The following is a 15,001-nucleotide window of genomic DNA, read 5'->3' as shown; positions in this document are numbered from 1 at the left end:
CACTCCATTTGGAAGCAGGAAGCATGAGAACAGCAATTACCGGCGGTGCCGGATTCATCGGGAGCCACCTTGTGGAACACCTCCTGGCAGCGGGGGACGAGGTAATTGTCCTGGATGACCTGTCCACCGGCCGGCTTGAGAACCTCAAGGGCGTCATTGGGCACCGCAGGTTCCGTTTCATCGAAGGCAGCATCCTTGACCGGGCTACCGTGGACAAGGCAGTAGCAGGGGCGGACAGGGTGTTCCACCTGGCCGCCGCGGTAGGCGTCAACCTGATCGTTGACCACCCGCTGGAAAGCCTGCGCACCAACATCCACGGCACGGAAGTGGTCCTGGACTCCGTCCTTGAAGCAGGCGCCAGCCTCCTGCTGGCATCCACCAGCGAGATCTACGGCAAGAACACCTCGGACAGCCTTTCCGAGGAATCGGACCGGATCCTCGGCTCGGCCCTGAAATCGCGCTGGACGTACGCTGCGGCCAAGGGCATCGATGAAGCATTCGCCCACGCCTACTGGCGGCAGTTCGGGCTGCGGGTGGCCATTGTCCGGCTCTTCAACACCGTGGGCCCCCGCCAGACCGGGCGCTACGGCATGGTGGTGCCGCGCCTGGTGCGCCAGGCGCTCGCGGGCGAACCACTGACCGTGTACGGAGACGGGCACCAGACACGCTGCTTCTCCTATGTGGGCGACATCGTGCCCGCCATCACGCGGATCTCTGAGGACGAGCGCGCGTACGGCAACGCCTACAACCTCGGTGGCAACCACGAGATCTCCATCCTCGCCCTCGCGGAGCGGATTGTGGAACTTGTGGGAAGCGACAGTCCCATCACCCTGGTGCCCTACGAGCAGGCCTACTCCGAAGGCTACGAGGACATGCGACGGCGGGTGCCGGACAACACCAAGGCCTTTGGGCTGGTGGGCTTCGACCCCAAGACCACAGTTGACCAGATCATCACCAACGTCGCCGCAGACAACCGGACATCCAATACAGCAGACGCTTCACGGTGGAAGGTCATTCTCGCTTCCTGACGGCCAAAGGTCCGCAAACCAGATACTCCGTTGGCCGGGCCGGGATTTATTTCCCGGCCCGGCCATTGGGCTGCAAAATTCCGGAAATGCCGTGAATCGGAAAGCTGAGAATTGGCTGTCAATGTGCTCATTTCCCTCGCCGATACCACCGGATATCAAGGAAAATTAAGTGGCACGGCATACAAAGGAGTCCGGGTTGAAAAGAGCGTCAACGCTGAATTATCGGCTTGCACCACAGGGACCGCGCACGTGGCGGGTTGGGCGCAGCATCCGGGTACGGTGGGGCTTCGCCGCCGCCCTGTCCTCGGTGGCGCTCATCGCTGCGGGTTGTTCCTCACCGCCTTCCCCTCCGGACGGAGGAAGCTCCTCCGGGGAGGGCGGTTATCCGTGGCACACCAACATCGTGGCCACCACCTTTTGGGTGGGCGAACTTTTCGATCCCAAGGCCGACGACGGCAGCCAGGTCATGTCCACCTACGATTCCGGCTGGATGCGGAACTTCGGTGGTTGCGACGGGGTGATGAAATCCGGGACCTGCGAGACTGAGCAGCGGACGGAAGCCAACCGCTACATGCCCACCGGCATGACACCCAAGGAAAACCCCTTCTACCTCGACCTGCCCTATGACGACGTCAACGACAGCAAGGCATTCGCGGAACGGGCCACCGTCATTCCCTGGGCCAAGGATCCTGAATATGCAGGCCGTGAGCAGGACAAATCATTCAGTTACATGAAGAACCAATGGGTCCGGATCCGTAAGGGAAACCAGGAATGCTATGGCCAGATCCAGGACGCAGGACCCGGCCAGTACCACGACAAGGAATATGTCTTTGGATCCAATGATGCCCGCCCTGCCAATAAGGAATTCAACGGGGCTGGAATGGACGTTTCTCCGGCATTGAACGGGTGCCTGGATTTTGAAGACATCAACGGCGAATCGGACACCGTGGACTGGCAATTCGTGACGCGGGACCAGGTGCCGGCAGGGCCCTGGCTCGACATTGTCACCACCAGCCAGGTCCGCTGACCCGGCAACACCGGCGGTGCCAGCCAGGCAGGCCGCCCGCCGCGTCAGCGCAGCTTGCCCTCAAAACCTGCGGCGAGGGCCTTGGCGAACTGGCCAGGCTCCTGCTGGACCCCGCTGCACACATGGCTCGCCTGGCCATCGGCAGCAGCAGCGGTGCACTCCCGGTCCCGGTTGAGCGACCACATCGACACTCTTTGGATTCCCTTTTGGAGGGCATAGGAATTCAGGCCACCGGCCGCGTCCAGCCCGAAGACTTCGCCCGGCAGGTCATTGACGCCGATCATCGGAGTCAGCCCCATCTTCGACCAGATTTCCTGGCTGCTGAGGTTGGTCCCCACCCGTTGGTAGCTGATGCTCAGCTGGTCGTGGGTGGAATCGGCGGCCGCTACCGCCGCGTCCAGCATGCTCTGCGAGGGCCCGCGGCTGGACCCGTAATTCATGGTCATGATGTTGACGCCGGCAAGGTCGACTCCGGCGGCCAGCATCTGGTCCACCACTGCAATGCCGTCGTCGGTCAAACCGCGTGGTGACGCCGGGAGGGTGAGCCACACGTCCAGTCCGCCGCCCCACCCGTCCTTTTCCTTTTGAAGGGCGGCCACCGCCTCTGCCCGCCGCTCCCCGGCCGGGCCGTTAAGCAGTGCGTCGCCCTCGATGTCGAAATCGATGGTGGAAGGGGAATAGCGTTCCACCACTGAGCGGTAAGCAGCCTGCAGCTGGACCGGGTCCTGGCATGCGACGGCAAGCTCAGTGTTAACTGAGCCGCCAAAGGAAACCGCAATGGCGCCGCCGTCGGACTTCAATTCGGAGATCCGTTGCTCAAGGTTGAGGGCGTCCCTGGCAGCATCAAGGCTGTAGGCGTTGCCCCAGCTGGGGGCGCATGGCTGCGAGGAGTCGGCCACGACGAAGGCCAGGGTGACGTTACGGCTGTCCGGCATCCCGGTCCCGGCTAAGTCGTACGGCGGGTCCACCGTGACATCCGCATAACCCGAAAACCACGGTTGCTGTGCCATGCCCGCCTCCGCAATAAACCGCCATAGGAAGAAGCCGCCAACCAGGGCCAGCGTTACAGCTGCGGCGGCCACCGCGAGCCGGGTGTTGGAGCGCCGGTTGGCCGAAGGCACGTGCAGCCTTCCCGCCCGCGTTGGTGCCGGGGACGCGGCAGCCCTGCTGACCTGGCCGGTGCCCGGTTTGGCTGCCACAATGTCCCCCGTGTTGGTCGTTTTTACTGTCCACTCTCCTGAACCACCATTTGACCATAGGCGCCCTGTTTTCAGGCCAGGATTCCTTGCATGACGGGCCGCAGTGGCCGGGCAGGCAGCGCCGAGTAGTGGCTGCGCGCAGGTACGTGGTCCAAAAGCCAAATACGGGTACTGCCTACTCGTGTCCGGGGGGAGCGGCCCTCCATAGGCTGAGGCTGTGAACGACTGAAACCGGTCGGTGGAGAAACGGGTCTCACCATGGAAATCTCGTCAATGAAGGGCGATGCCCTCCGCTGGAGGCGTGCCGCCGCGGGCGGGTGCGCGCCGTGACCGGCGAACATCCCGGTTCCGGGGCCGCCGGCCGCGTGAATGGCAAGCTGGCGACAATGCAGGCCCGTGCTTCGCGCAGGAGGGTGGGCCTCCTTGCCGTGTCCTGGATAGCGGTCCTCGCTGTCCTGACCGGGGGTGCGTCGCTCATGACGGCGAACGGCGGGGACCGGAGCGATGTGGCGGCGGGCCCGCAGTCGTCCGATGCGCCCACCGCCGGCGCCGCGCCCCTGCTCTCAGTTTCCCTGACGTTCGACGGCGGCCGGTCCAGCCAGCGGGAAGCGGCTCGCATTTTGGCTGACCACCAGTTGCGCGGCACCTATTACGTCAACTCAGGCTTCATTGGCGCCGCCGGCTTCCTGAACCAGGAGGACCTGCACCGCCTCGCCGAACAGCATCACGAAATCGGCGGATACACGGTCACCCTGGCGGATCTCACCGCCGTCGAGCCCGGCGAAGCACAACGGCAGGTGTGCAGTGACCGGGCGAAGCTCAGTGAATGGGGTTTCAAGGTGACCAGCTTTGCCTACCCGTTTGGTGCAACGTCCCCCGCCGCCGGGGAGATCGTGTCCGGCTGCGGCTACAACAGCGCCAGGGGACAGGACCGGATCCGCAGCCCGCACTCCTGCGAATCCTGCGCCCCGGCTGAGACCGTACGGCCAGAGGATCCCTTCAACACCCGTGCCACCTCCGAGGTGGGCCGGGACTGGACACTGCAGGATCTGCAGCAGACCGTGGAACAGGCCGAGGCGGCAGGTGGCTGGCTGCAGCTGGCTTTCTACGACATCGATGACTCCGGAAGTCCGCTCTCGATCAGCCCGGCCCTGTTCGAACAGTTTGCCGCCTGGTTGGATGCCCGGACAGCGCAGGGCACCATGGGGGTCCGGACCGTCCACGAGGTGATCGGCAAAGTGGCCAAGCCTGTGGTCCCGGGGGTGGCTGCACCCCCTGCCGGTCCGGGCGTCAACGCCCTGCGGAATCCGGGTCTGGAAACCCCGGGAAAGTATGGCCTGCCGGAGTGCTGGCAGGTGGCAGGCTACGGGGAGAATTCGTCCGAACTGGCAACCCTGGCGCCCGGCTTCCGGGACGGAACGTCCCGGCGGCTGGACGTCACCGGCTACGCGTCAGGGGACGTCAAGCTCCTCCCGGTCCTGGACCTGGGAGCCTGCGCGCCCAGCGTCACCGCAGGCCACGCCTACTCGCTGCGCGCCTGGTACCAGTCCACGGCGCGGACGCAATTCGCTGTGTACTACCGCAACGCCATGGGTGATTGGCAGTTCTGGACGGCCAGCCCGTATTTCCCCGCAAGGACGACCTACGGGCAGGCGGTCTGGGAGACACCGCCCGTTCCCGACGGCGCAGAGGCCATCAGCTTCGGGCTCAACCTCTTCAGTGACGGCCAGCTGGCCACCGATGACTACGAAATGTACGACACCGTGGGGGCGCCGCCTCCTGCCCAGTAAGCCCCCAGTCCCGGGGCCTTCCCAAGATGAATCGAGTGGTAAGCCATGAAAACTACCGGCTGCGAGCCCGTGGAAGAACTGCCTCCGCGCGAGGGTGCCCGGCGGGGACTGCTCCGCCGGGCCAAATCCTTGGTGACCGTGGCGGCCGCCCTGGCCCTGGCCGTCGCCGGCCTGGCGATGAGCCCGCCCGCAGCCCATGCTGCCGCGCCCACGGTGGTCAGCCTGACGTTCGACGACGGCCACGCGGACCAGCTGGCGGCAGCCCAGACCATGAACTCGCTGGGACTGAAGGGGACTTTCTACGTGACCTCCGGCGTCGTAGGCACCCCCAACTACTTCACGCTCGCCCAAGTCCAGGCGCTGGCGGCCGCAGGGCATGAAATCGGTGGCCACACCGTCACCCACCCGGACCTCACCACCCTGCCCAGCGATGAAGCCACGCGGCAGGTCTGCAACGACCGCGTCAACCTCAGCAACTGGGGTTTCCGGGTGACCAGCTTCGCCCACCCGTTCGCGGCGGCCAACGCCGGCACCGAGGCGATCGTGCGGAACTGCGGCTACAACAGCGCCCGCGGGCTGGGCGATATCCGCACCCGGTTCAGCTGCGGTACGTGTGCGGTGGGCGAATCCATCCCGCCGGCCGACCCCTATTACACGGCAGCGCCGGACCAGGTGGAAAACACGTGGACGCTGGCAGATCTCCAACGGAGCGTCACGCAGGCCGAGAACGGAGCCGGCGGCTGGGTCCAGCTGACGTTCCACCACATCGCCAATAACCCTTCCGACTCCATCACCATCTCGCCCACCCTGTTTAACCAGTTCGCCAACTGGCTGAAGACCCGTCCCGCCACCACCACCGTCAAAACGGTGGACCAGGTCATCGGCGGGACGGTCAAGCCACTGGTGTCAGGGCCGGCCGTTCCGCCGCCCGGCACCGGCAACCTGGTCAAGAACCCGGGCTTTGAAACGCTCACCAACGGCGCTCCCCAGTGCTGGCAGCAGGGGGGATACGGAACCAACACCCCCACTTTCAGCACGGTCAACCAGGGCCGGACCGGCAGGGGAGCCCAAGTGGTGATGCGGAGCTACACCAACGGTGACGCCAAATGGCTGCCGTCCCTGGACCTGGGCGGATGCTCACCCGCGGGAACGGCCGGGCACAGCTACAACCTGGGCATGTGGTACAAATCCACTGTTCCAACGCAGTTCGCCCTGTACTACCGCAGCGGAATAGGCTCCTGGACCTACTGGACCTCAAGCCCCTGGTTTGCAGCGGCAACCACGTTCCAGAAGGCCACCTGGACCACTCCGGCCCTTCCCGCCGGCGCAAGCGGCATCAGCTTCGGCCTGAACATCTTCAGCAACGGCTCGCTGGTCACCGATGACGCCGAGATGTTCGACGCCGCCGCAACGCCGCCGCCGCCCCAACCGGCGGCGGGTGCGAACCTCGTGCAGAACGCCGGGCTGGAAACCGCTGGCACCGGCACCCTTCCGCAGTGCTGGCAGGCGGCTGGCTTCGGCACGAACACCCCCACTTACACCACCCTTGCCAGCGGTGCCCATTCCGGCACCAAGGCCGTCCGGCTGGTGATGAGCAACTATTCAAACGGTGACAGCAAGCTGCTTCCGGCCCTGGACTCCGGTTCCTGCGCTCCACCTGCCATCGCCGGCAAGACCTACTCGCTGCGTGCCTGGTACACCTCCACGGCCACCACCCAGTTCGCGGTCTATTACCGTAACTCCGCAGGCACGTGGGTGTACTGGACCTCCAGCCCCTGGCTCGCGCCGGCCGCCACGTACACGCAGGCCAGCTTCACCACGCCGGCACTGCCGGCGGGGGCCACCGCCATCAGCTTCGGCCTCAACCTCTTCAGCAACGGCACCCTGATCACGGACGACTACGCGATGTACGACACTGTGGGGGCTCCGGCGCTGTGATTGCTGTTTCGATCGTCCTGGTCCTTGGTGTCAGCACCATTTTCTGGACCCTTGTTGGGCTGGTGCGCCTCGCGGGGGAGAACTCCTGGCTGTTGGAGGAGTGGAAACACCGGTACCGCACCTGGCGGTCCGTCAGGGCAGGGTTGCCGGCCGTCGCCGCCCGGCCGCGGAGGGGCCGGCACAGGGGAACCGGCATCCGCATCCTGCCGTCCCACGTCGCCGTGCTGGTCGCCGCCCATAACGAGGCACTGGTGATCAACGAGACCATCCGTGCGGCGTCGAGGCTGGTACCGCGCCGGAACATCCACGTGGTGTCGGACATGTCGACGGACAACACGGCACAGCTGGCACGCGCAGCCGGCGTCAAAGTGCTGGAGCTGGACCCCAACCGGGGCAAGGCGGGTGCCCTGGCCGCAGGGATTGCGCATTTCGACCTGTGCCGGCGGTTCAAGGTAGTGATGCTGCTGGATGCCGATACGCGTCCCACCGAGGATTACCTTCGGACCGGCCTGCCGCTGTTCGCCGATCCAACGGTGGTGGCCGTGGCAGGAAGGGCAAAATCCATCATGGATCCGCCCTCGCCTACCGCCATGGGACGGTTCCTGGTGGCCTACCGGGAGCGTCTCTACATCGTGGTGCAGCTCCTGCTGAAGTACGGGCAGGCGGCGCGCGGTGCCAATGTGGTGTCCATCGTTCCGGGGTTCGCCAGCATGTACCGGACCAGCGCGCTGCAGGAGATCGACGTCGTCGCGCCCGGCCTGGTCATCGAGGACTTCAACATGACGTTCGAGATCCACGCCAGGAAACTTGGCAGGATCGCGTTCCACCCCTCCGCGGCGGTGGCCTATACCCAGGACCCGGACAGGCTGCAGGATTATATGAAGCAGGTCCGCCGGTGGATCCTGGGATTCTGGCAGACGGTCCGGCGGCACCGGAAGCAGACGGGCCGCTTCTGGCTGGTCCTGGCAACGTACATTTTCGAGCTGTTGATGAGCTGCGTCTTCTTTGTGCTGCTGCTGCCGGTGTTCCTCGTCTCCACCTTTGCCGCGATCCAGGTGGGAGCCTTCGGCAGCGACTGGGATGTTGCGGTCTTCCTGTCCGGGCTGCTGCGGCCGCAGGATGTGCTGTTTGGTGTCCTGCTACCGGACTTCCTGTTGACCATCCTGGCAGCGGTTTCCCTCCGCAAGCCCGGGATGCTGCTGATGGCACCCCTGTTCCCGCTGATGCGGATCCTGGATGCCTTCCTGTGCCTCCAGGTACTCCCGAAGGCGTTCTCCTCTGCCTCGACCGGCACCTGGGTCAGCCCGGCCCGCAGGGTGCAGGGAAAGGAGCTGACCCCGGTGACGGCCGGGAACGGAGCCTCCTGACGGCTGCCAGGAGGCTCCTGTCAGGCGTCTCCGTCAGGCGGTACTGCAGGAGGCATTGCCGGCTTCTGCCGTCAGTTGCTGACTCCGGAAGTGGTCTCGACGGTCAGCCACGGTCCGGCCGGAACATCGGCACGGTCGATGAAGCGCCACGAGACGCGGTCGCTGCTGCCGTCCAGTTCGGCGAAGCCAAGGCAGCCGTTCAGCGCGGGGGAGACGTCCATGCCGGCGCCCTGGGTAGCGTCCGCGGAGAAGCTCTGGTTGACCGGGCGTGCGTCGCCGGCCCCGAAGACGTAGGCGGAGTCGTGGTATTCGGAACCGCTGGAGGGACCGGCATCCTCGATCTGTCCGTAGCAGGTGCTGCCGTTCGGGCCCGTGATCTGGACCCACCGGTTCTTCATGTAGCTGTATTCCTGGTTTGCACAGTTGTTGACGCCGGTGGCGGCGTTGTCCGCGGCAGCCCACGGAATCACCTGGCAGCGCTCGGCGAAGGCGACGGCGTCGTTCAGGTCGTCGTAGGGCAGGTCCAGGTAGAACGGGTTCTGCAGCGGCTTGGGCTGGTTGAGCGGGAAGTATCCGTTGCTGGCAACCCGCCGTTCGGTGGCGCATTTGAAATCGGCGCCGGAACCGGAGCTCACACCGTCACACCCGCCGTAATAGCTGCCGGGGCATCCGGCAGCGCCCGCGTCAACAGTGCCGAGCTTTACGCCGGTGTGCTGGAACGCCCACTGGCTGTTGTAGGTGGAGCAGACCTGCGAACCGTCCGAGAGGCTGGCGTTGAAGATCTCGCCAACCCAGAACGTGGTGCTGATGATATTGCTGTGCAGGGGGTACGCGCTGCTGCCGCTTCCGGTGGCCGCCGCCGGAACAATGGCCGGAGCAGGTGCCGGAGCCGGAGCTGCCGGCGCCGGGGCCTGGGTAGCCGGAGCGGGAGCGGCGGCCGGGGAGCTTTCCGTTGCGGGAACCGGTGTGCTGCTTGGCAGGGGAGCTGGCGTCCGCTTGGGCTGTGCCTTGTCCTTTGCCGGCGACTCGGACGGGCGCTGTCCGGCTGCTTTGGTGGCTGCGGAGGTGGTGGCGGACGACTGTGTGGCCGAAACCGCGAACAGTCCACCGGCGGCCAGTAGCAGCACCGCTGCAAGTGCTGTGATCAGGTGTTTCATGGGATGTCATATCTGTTGGGTGCATGGACTCCGAGACCATGGCGGCCCGCCGCGGGCGCGCAAAAGAAACGTGCAGCGGCAACGCTGCACGTCGTTTTTTCTATCGCCCGGGATGGTGGATCGCGGTGGGGGCAGCTACATCAATCGGCGGCTCGTCAACTCCCCAGCCGCAGGCGCCGGAACCTGCCCACGCCACCCAACCTTACACAGGCACGGTCCAGCGCCCGAATCGGGGATACCCGGTCCGGGGCCCAAAAATCCAAGTAGTACACACTCAATCCCTGCCTGAAATGGCCCGATACCGTGTGAGCATCTCGACAACGGTCCTACCGCGGCCACCAGGAAATGCGCCCGGTGGCCCTCACCTAAGACAGGACCATGGACAACGCGGCAGGCAACCACCTTTCTCAGGGAATCATCCGGGCAGCGGAGCTGCATGACATTGTTGTCGCCCTGTCAGGGCCTGAACCGGCAGGTGTGCTGATCTCCGGCGCCGGCGGTTCGGGCATGACAACCCTCCTGGACGCCGCGGCTTCCGTCCTGGAGGGGACATTTTCTGTAGTTGCGCGCACCGCTGCCAGTTCGTTTGCGGATGTTCCGTTCAGCATTGCCATGGCGCTGATTCCGGACCTGCCCGCGAAATCGAATGCTTCCCCCAGGTTCCTGGTGCAGGCCTCGCGCCAGGCGTTGCGCAGCGCCGGGCCCCCGGGGATGCCCGTGCTGCTGGCCCTGGACAACATAGATTTCCTTGACGATCTCTCGCTCTGGCTCCTCAACAGGGTGGTGTCCGAACCGGATATCCGGCTCTTGGCGACCCACCGGTCCGACAGGCCGCTGCGCATGGAACTGATGGAGTCGGTGGTGGCCCGGCAGCTGTCGGTGGTCAACCTTTCCGAACTGGGTCCGGAACGGATGCGGGACTTCCTGGCGTCCCGGCTCCAGGGCCGGCCTTCAGAGGGCCTGGTCCGGAATATCCAGTCGGCCTCCGCCGGCAACATGCTGGCTGCGAGGCTCTTCCTTGATGCGGCCGTGGCCGGCGGCGGTGTTGCCTGCTCTGGCGGTGAATGGTCCATGACCCGCGACACGCACGCGGGCACCCAGATCCAGGAGCTCGTGACGCGACGGCTGGCCGCGTATCCGCACCAGCAGCGGCAGCTGATAGATTTCCTGGCCGTCGGCGAGCCGCTCTCCGTCGGCGTCGCCGAAGCGCTGGCAGGAAGCGTTGCCCTGGCCGAACTCCGGTCTGCGGGCGCCGTCCGGATCCAGGACGCCGGCCTGCCGGATCCCGCTGCGGCCACTGCAACCCTCAACCATGTCCTCGAAGCCGGTGCTGCCCTGCAGCAGTTGGCGCCGGACCGGCAGCGTGAACTCCGGCTTGCCCTTCGAGGGCAGATGTCGCACGGTGATGCCGGTTCGCTGTGGGACCTGTTCCGCCGCGTGGCCCTGGAACAGGTAAGCGGCTTGCCCACCCCGGACGCCGACCTGCTGGCCGTCGCTATTGCCGCCAACGACCTGCATGACAGCCACCGCGCCCGGCACGCCGCCGCAGGGGTGACGGCGCCGGAACTAGGGCTTCCGGCCGGCGTCGAACATGCAAGGGCCCTGTACCTCATGGGGGACATCTACGGCAGCGTCCAGTTGCTCAGGCGGCTGCTGGCATCCTCGGAGGGGGCGGACAACAGGGAGTTCCTGCGGGCTGTCTGGCTGCTGGTGCGGGCGCTGCATCCCACATCCCCGGACCCCAACGTCCTGCATGCCCTCGTTTACGATGCGCGACGGCGGGTGGAGGCCGCCGTCGACGCCGAACCTTTTGGCGGGCAGGAGGCACGGGACGAACTGGACGTCCTGCAGTTGTACCTTGATGCCCAGTCCGGCTCCTGGCCACGGGCCGGGGATGCGCTGTACCAGCGGCTCAGCCGGCAGCACACCATCGGCGCAGGAATGGGCGGCGATCACCGGGCCGGCGGGGAAACCGGTGGCCCGCCGCCGCTGCCCACAACCGAAGCGGGCGTGCTGCTGATGGCGCTGGTCTCCCAAGGGCTGGCTGTTGGCGGCCGGTTTGCAGAGGCAGTGGAGCTGTCCACCGCCGCCCTGGAATCCCTGGAACGCCTGCCCCGGTGCACTGTGGACTTCCACGCCGTGGTGCTGATCATCCACGGCTCTAACCTGATTTGGCGCGGCCAATGGGGTGGCAAGGAAATGGTGTGCTCGGGGGCGCCGCGCCAGACCGTTGGCCGGCTCAGCTATTTTGAGGGGCCGGCGCACCTGTACCGGGCCTTCGTCCTGGCCCGGCAGGGCAGCCTCGACCTGGCATGTGAGCACTTCCGGCAAGCGAAGGTGCGTTTCGATGAAGCAGACCCTGAAGGGCTGCTGCCGGTCACACTGAGCGGACTTGCCGCGGCCGCGTGGCTGCTGGGAGACGTGGGGCAGGTCCGCCGCGCCCTGGCAGCCTACGACGCGAGACGGCAGTCCGGCAGCTACCTGGCCGCCCGGCTGGCGGACAGTTACTCTTCGGCGGCACGTTCGGTGGTGAGCGGAGCAGGCTCGTCCAACCGCAGGCTGCTGCAATTGGCGGATACCGCCGGCAAACGGGGACACCGCGCCCTGGAGAACCTCAACCTGGGACTCGCGGCGCGGACGGGAGCACGCGGAGTGAGGTCCCAGGAGGTGGGAGTGGCGGACCTCATCTGGAGCGTGCCGCCGGCAATGCTGGGAGAGCCGCAGGACGACATGCCGGCGTCGCATCCGGAGGTGGCCTTCCCCGGATACGACGATCCTGCTCAGGAGGATGTCCTGGGCGCCGGGGAGGTGCCGCCGGCAGGGTCCATTGCTGCAAGGCCCCCTGCTGCCCTCCCGGACCTCGGCAAGCTGTCCAACAGGGAGCGGGAAGTTGCCGGGCTGATTGCTTCCGGGCTGAGCAGCGCGGAGGCGGCGGTCCGCCTGGGGATCTCCGTGAATACGGTCAACGCGCACCTGCAGCGGACCTACGGGAAACTCGGGGTCTCGAGCAGGCAGGAACTTTCCGAAGTGTGGAACCACGGAGGGGACTTTCCGGAGTAGCCCGGCCCGCCAGGATGGTGGAATCAGCATCCCCCACGAAAGGGGCCCCGCCGGTGTGGCTGCAGTGCAGCTCTCCGGCCGGGCCCTGGTGGTGCCGGGCGTCCCCGCTACAGCGGCAGGGACGTCATGAGTACCGAAATCGACACGAGGCCAAGGACGCACCAGACGAAGGCCAGTTGCCACATCTTGGCCTGTCCCTTCCGGTGGCTTCCATGCCACACCCGCTCCATTTCCTGAGCATCCATGCAGCAATTTTCGGCGCGGCAGTGCCGCTGCGAAAGGGTGGCCGCCACCCTTCTGCGGGTTGGGGGCACTCCATGGGCAAGGCAGGCTACTTACGCAGCCGGACCACGCGGAAAGCCGACCGGAGGTGGCTGCGGAGACGCTTGGTCCTTGCGGATGCGGTGCGCGGATAGCCTGTGGAGATGAGGAACCTGGACCTGAACCTGCTGCCCCCTTTGCAGGTCCTGCTGGAACTCAAGAACATCTCCCGGGCGGCCGAACGGCTCCAGCTCAGCCAGCCGGCCACCAGCGCTGCGATGGCGAGGCTCCGGCGGCATTTCGACGACGAACTGCTGGTCCGCAACGGCCGCACCTACGACCTGACGCCCTTTGCGCAGTCCTTGGTCCCGCTGGTGGATGAAGCCCTGTTGCACATCCAGCGGGCCACCCGGGTGCGGTCAGGGTTCGATCCCGGCACCAGCGAGCGGGAGTTCATCATCGCCGCATCGGACTATGCCGCCGCACTGATTGTTGGCCCCTTGCGGGGGATCCTCCGTGATGAGGCGCCCGGAGTATCAGTGGATTTCATGCCCACCTCCAAATCCGGGATCCAGGGCCAGCTGGCCGATTACTCCAAGATCGACCTTCTGGTGGGTCCCACGGGGTACCACATGCAAGGTGCCAGCAGGCAGCTTTTCCGGGACAGCTTCGTTGTGGTCGCGGACGCCGCGAGTTCCCTGCTTCAGCGACCCCGTCTCACACTGGAAGACCTGGTCACGGTGCCGCACGCCGTGGGGTATTTTGGCGAGGGCATCAGCACACCGGCGGACAAGCTCTTCGAGTCCCTGGGCCTGCAGCGCCGGGTGGCCGCCGTGGTGGCAGGCTTCCTGTCTCTGCCCCTTCTGGTGGAAGGGACGGATCTTGTGGCACTGGTGCCGCGGATGCTGGCGGCAAGGGCCGCGCGCGGCGCCAATATCGCGGTCCTGGAATTCGCTGACGATACCGAGGCGTCCCTGGTGGAGGCTATGTACTGGCATCCGTCCCAGACAGAGGACCCGGCAAGCGTCTGGCTTCGTTCCGTGGTCCAGCGTTCATGCGGACGGCTACAGGAACTCTTCCCGGTTGAGGCCCACCCTGTGGTGATTGGCGCCGCCAAAGGGCAGCAGCAGGTGCAGTCCTGAGGCTACGGCACCTGCTGCTGCCTGCGGAGGTTCGTCAGGTAGCCGGAAGCACTGCGGCAACCCGGTTCCGGGGGCGAGTCCGGGCGGGGACCCGAGTCAGGGCTTCGCGGCGATCGCCCACGGTGTTTTCGATGGTTCCGATGCCTTCAACGGTCATGCGCACCACGTCGCCGGTTGCCAGCGGCGGGGGAGTCTGGGCGCCGTTTCGGCCCCAGAGTTCGGCGAGGCAGCCGCTGCCACACGTGCCGGATCCCAGTACATCGCCCGGCCGGATTACCGAATCCTGCGACGCGTAGGCCACGAGTTCGGCGAACGGCCAGCCCATGTTGGAGAGCAGGTCCTGGCCGATCTGTACGCCGTTGACCTCCACGGACATGGAGATGGGCAGGAACCCCTCCGCGTCGTGCCGGTCCTCAAACTCGTCCGCGGTGACGATCCAGGGGCCCAGGGTGTTGGAGAAATCCTTGCCTTTGCACGGTCCCAGGCTGACCTTCATTTCGCGCCGCTGCAGGTCCCGGGCGGACCAGTCGTTGAGGACGGTGTAGCCGAAGATGTGCCGGTGCGCCGCCTCCGTGTCCAGGTTCCGGCCGTCGCTGCCGGGAACGCGCCCGACGACGGCTGCCACCTCGGTCTCGAAGTCCAGGTCCACGCACCCGGCTGGGATCCCAATCAGCTCGCCCGTGCCGGTCACGGTGTGCGGGTTGGTGAAGTAGAACGTGGGCGCCTCGTACCATTCGGGCACCACGCCGGCGACGCCGTCGATGCTCTTCCGGACGCCCTCAACGTGTTCCTCGAACGCCACGAAGTCGCGGATGGTGGCCGGCGCCAGCGGGGCGAGCAGCTGCACGTCCGCCAGCGGAACCGCCGCGCCGGAACCGATGGTCCGCCGGGCAATGGCCAGCGTCTCCTCGAGGCCGGCGTCCAGCAGGGTTTGCACGTCCTGGCCCGCAGGCAACGCGTGGCAGGCACCGCCGCTGACAAAGCCGGATTGCGTCCCGCCGTCGTGGTTCCATCTGGCGATCTTGACCATGA

The 15,001-nt window shown here is 66.1% G+C and carries 11 protein-coding genes; 7 read left to right on the top strand and 4 right to left on the bottom strand.

The window, feature by feature from the left end; translation table 11 throughout:
* Nucleotides 1-23 precede the first annotated feature (23 nt).
* Together ACHL_RS17825 and ACHL_RS17820 are read left to right on the top strand one after the other, a co-directional pair.
* On the top strand, nt 24-1,028 hold the full coding sequence (locus ACHL_RS17825) for a dTDP-glucose 4,6-dehydratase (RefSeq protein ID WP_015938708.1): 1,005 nt from the start codon (nt 24-26) through the stop codon (nt 1,026-1,028).
* Nucleotides 1,029-1,431: 403 nt separating this feature from the next.
* The gene (locus tag ACHL_RS17820; RefSeq protein ID WP_244266486.1) at nt 1,432-2,055 is read left to right on the top strand and encodes a hypothetical protein; all 624 of its coding nucleotides are present in this window, start codon (nt 1,432-1,434) and stop codon (nt 2,053-2,055) included.
* 44 nt (nt 2,056-2,099) lie between these two features.
* Here the strand turns inward: ACHL_RS17820 and ACHL_RS17815 are convergent, their stop codons facing one another.
* Nucleotides 2,100-3,254, bottom strand: a complete 1,155-nt coding sequence (locus tag ACHL_RS17815) for a chitinase (protein WP_139187378.1) — start codon at nt 3,252-3,254, stop codon at nt 2,100-2,102.
* Between the two features lie 326 nt (nt 3,255-3,580).
* On the opposite strand from ACHL_RS17815, the gene ACHL_RS17810 reads away from it, so the two are divergent.
* The 3 genes from ACHL_RS17810 to ACHL_RS17800 are packed head-to-tail and all read left to right on the top strand — an operon-like array spanning nt 3,581 to nt 8,349.
* On the top strand, nt 3,581-5,044 hold the full coding sequence (locus ACHL_RS17810; RefSeq protein WP_015938705.1) for a polysaccharide deacetylase family protein: 1,464 nt from the start codon (nt 3,581-3,583) through the stop codon (nt 5,042-5,044).
* Between the two features lie 45 nt (nt 5,045-5,089).
* Complete coding sequence (locus ACHL_RS17805) at nt 5,090-6,982, top strand: polysaccharide deacetylase family protein (RefSeq protein WP_015938704.1); 1,893 nt, start codon at nt 5,090-5,092, stop codon at nt 6,980-6,982.
* The gene (locus ACHL_RS17800; protein WP_015938703.1) at nt 6,979-8,349 is read left to right on the top strand and encodes a glycosyltransferase family 2 protein; all 1,371 of its coding nucleotides are present in this window, start codon (nt 6,979-6,981) and stop codon (nt 8,347-8,349) included. Before ACHL_RS17805 ends, ACHL_RS17800 begins: the two co-directional genes overlap by 4 nt.
* Before the next feature lie 71 nt (nt 8,350-8,420).
* Here the strand turns inward: ACHL_RS17800 and ACHL_RS17795 are convergent, their stop codons facing one another.
* Nucleotides 8,421-9,506 (bottom strand): hypothetical protein, encoded by a 1,086-nt coding sequence (locus tag ACHL_RS17795; RefSeq protein ID WP_015938702.1) that lies wholly within the window; start codon nt 9,504-9,506, stop codon nt 8,421-8,423.
* Between the two features lie 378 nt (nt 9,507-9,884).
* Here ACHL_RS17795 and ACHL_RS17790 point away from each other — a divergent pair, with 378 nt between their 5' ends.
* On the top strand, nt 9,885-12,566 hold the full coding sequence (locus ACHL_RS17790; RefSeq protein WP_015938701.1) for a helix-turn-helix transcriptional regulator: 2,682 nt from the start codon (nt 9,885-9,887) through the stop codon (nt 12,564-12,566).
* Nucleotides 12,567-12,673: 107 nt separating this feature from the next.
* On the opposite strand, the gene ACHL_RS24255 is transcribed toward ACHL_RS17790, so the two are convergent.
* Nucleotides 12,674-12,811, bottom strand: coding sequence for a hypothetical protein (locus tag ACHL_RS24255; protein ID WP_156368405.1), 138 nt, complete (start codon nt 12,809-12,811; stop codon nt 12,674-12,676).
* A 180-nt stretch (nt 12,812-12,991) separates the two neighbouring features.
* Between ACHL_RS24255 and ACHL_RS17785 the strand changes: the two genes are divergently transcribed.
* Nucleotides 12,992-13,969 carry a LysR family transcriptional regulator gene (locus ACHL_RS17785; protein ID WP_015938700.1) on the top strand — a complete coding sequence of 326 codons (978 nt, stop codon included), beginning with the start codon at nt 12,992-12,994 and terminating at the stop codon, nt 13,967-13,969.
* 34 nt (nt 13,970-14,003) lie between these two features.
* On the opposite strand, the gene ACHL_RS17780 is transcribed toward ACHL_RS17785, so the two are convergent.
* Nucleotides 14,004-14,999 (bottom strand): fumarylacetoacetate hydrolase family protein, encoded by a 996-nt coding sequence (locus ACHL_RS17780; protein ID WP_015938699.1) that lies wholly within the window; start codon nt 14,997-14,999, stop codon nt 14,004-14,006.
* Nucleotides 15,000-15,001 lie beyond the last annotated feature (2 nt).

It is taken from the genome of Pseudarthrobacter chlorophenolicus A6, from assembly GCF_000022025.1.
Classification (GTDB): domain Bacteria; phylum Actinomycetota; class Actinomycetes; order Actinomycetales; family Micrococcaceae; genus Arthrobacter; species Arthrobacter chlorophenolicus.
This window is presented reverse-complemented; position numbering and strand designations above follow the sequence as displayed.

Excerpts from the sequence above, each read along its gene's own strand:
- ACHL_RS17795 (WP_015938702.1), bottom strand. The coding sequence starts at position 9,506 with ATGAAACACCTGATCACAGCACTTGCAGCGGTGCTGCTACTGGCCGCC.
- ACHL_RS17825 (WP_015938708.1), top strand. The coding sequence starts at position 24 with ATGAGAACAGCAATTACCGGCGGTGCCGGATTCATCGGGAGCCACCTT.
- ACHL_RS17785 (WP_015938700.1), top strand. The coding sequence starts at position 12,992 with ATGAGGAACCTGGACCTGAACCTGCTGCCCCCTTTGCAGGTCCTGCTG.
- ACHL_RS24255 (WP_156368405.1), bottom strand. The coding sequence starts at position 12,811 with ATGGATGCTCAGGAAATGGAGCGGGTGTGGCATGGAAGCCACCGGAAG.
- ACHL_RS17790 (WP_015938701.1), top strand. The coding sequence starts at position 9,885 with ATGGACAACGCGGCAGGCAACCACCTTTCTCAGGGAATCATCCGGGCA.
- ACHL_RS17805 (WP_015938704.1), top strand. The coding sequence starts at position 5,090 with ATGAAAACTACCGGCTGCGAGCCCGTGGAAGAACTGCCTCCGCGCGAG.
- ACHL_RS17780 (WP_015938699.1), bottom strand. The coding sequence starts at position 14,999 with ATGGTCAAGATCGCCAGATGGAACCACGACGGCGGGACGCAATCCGGC.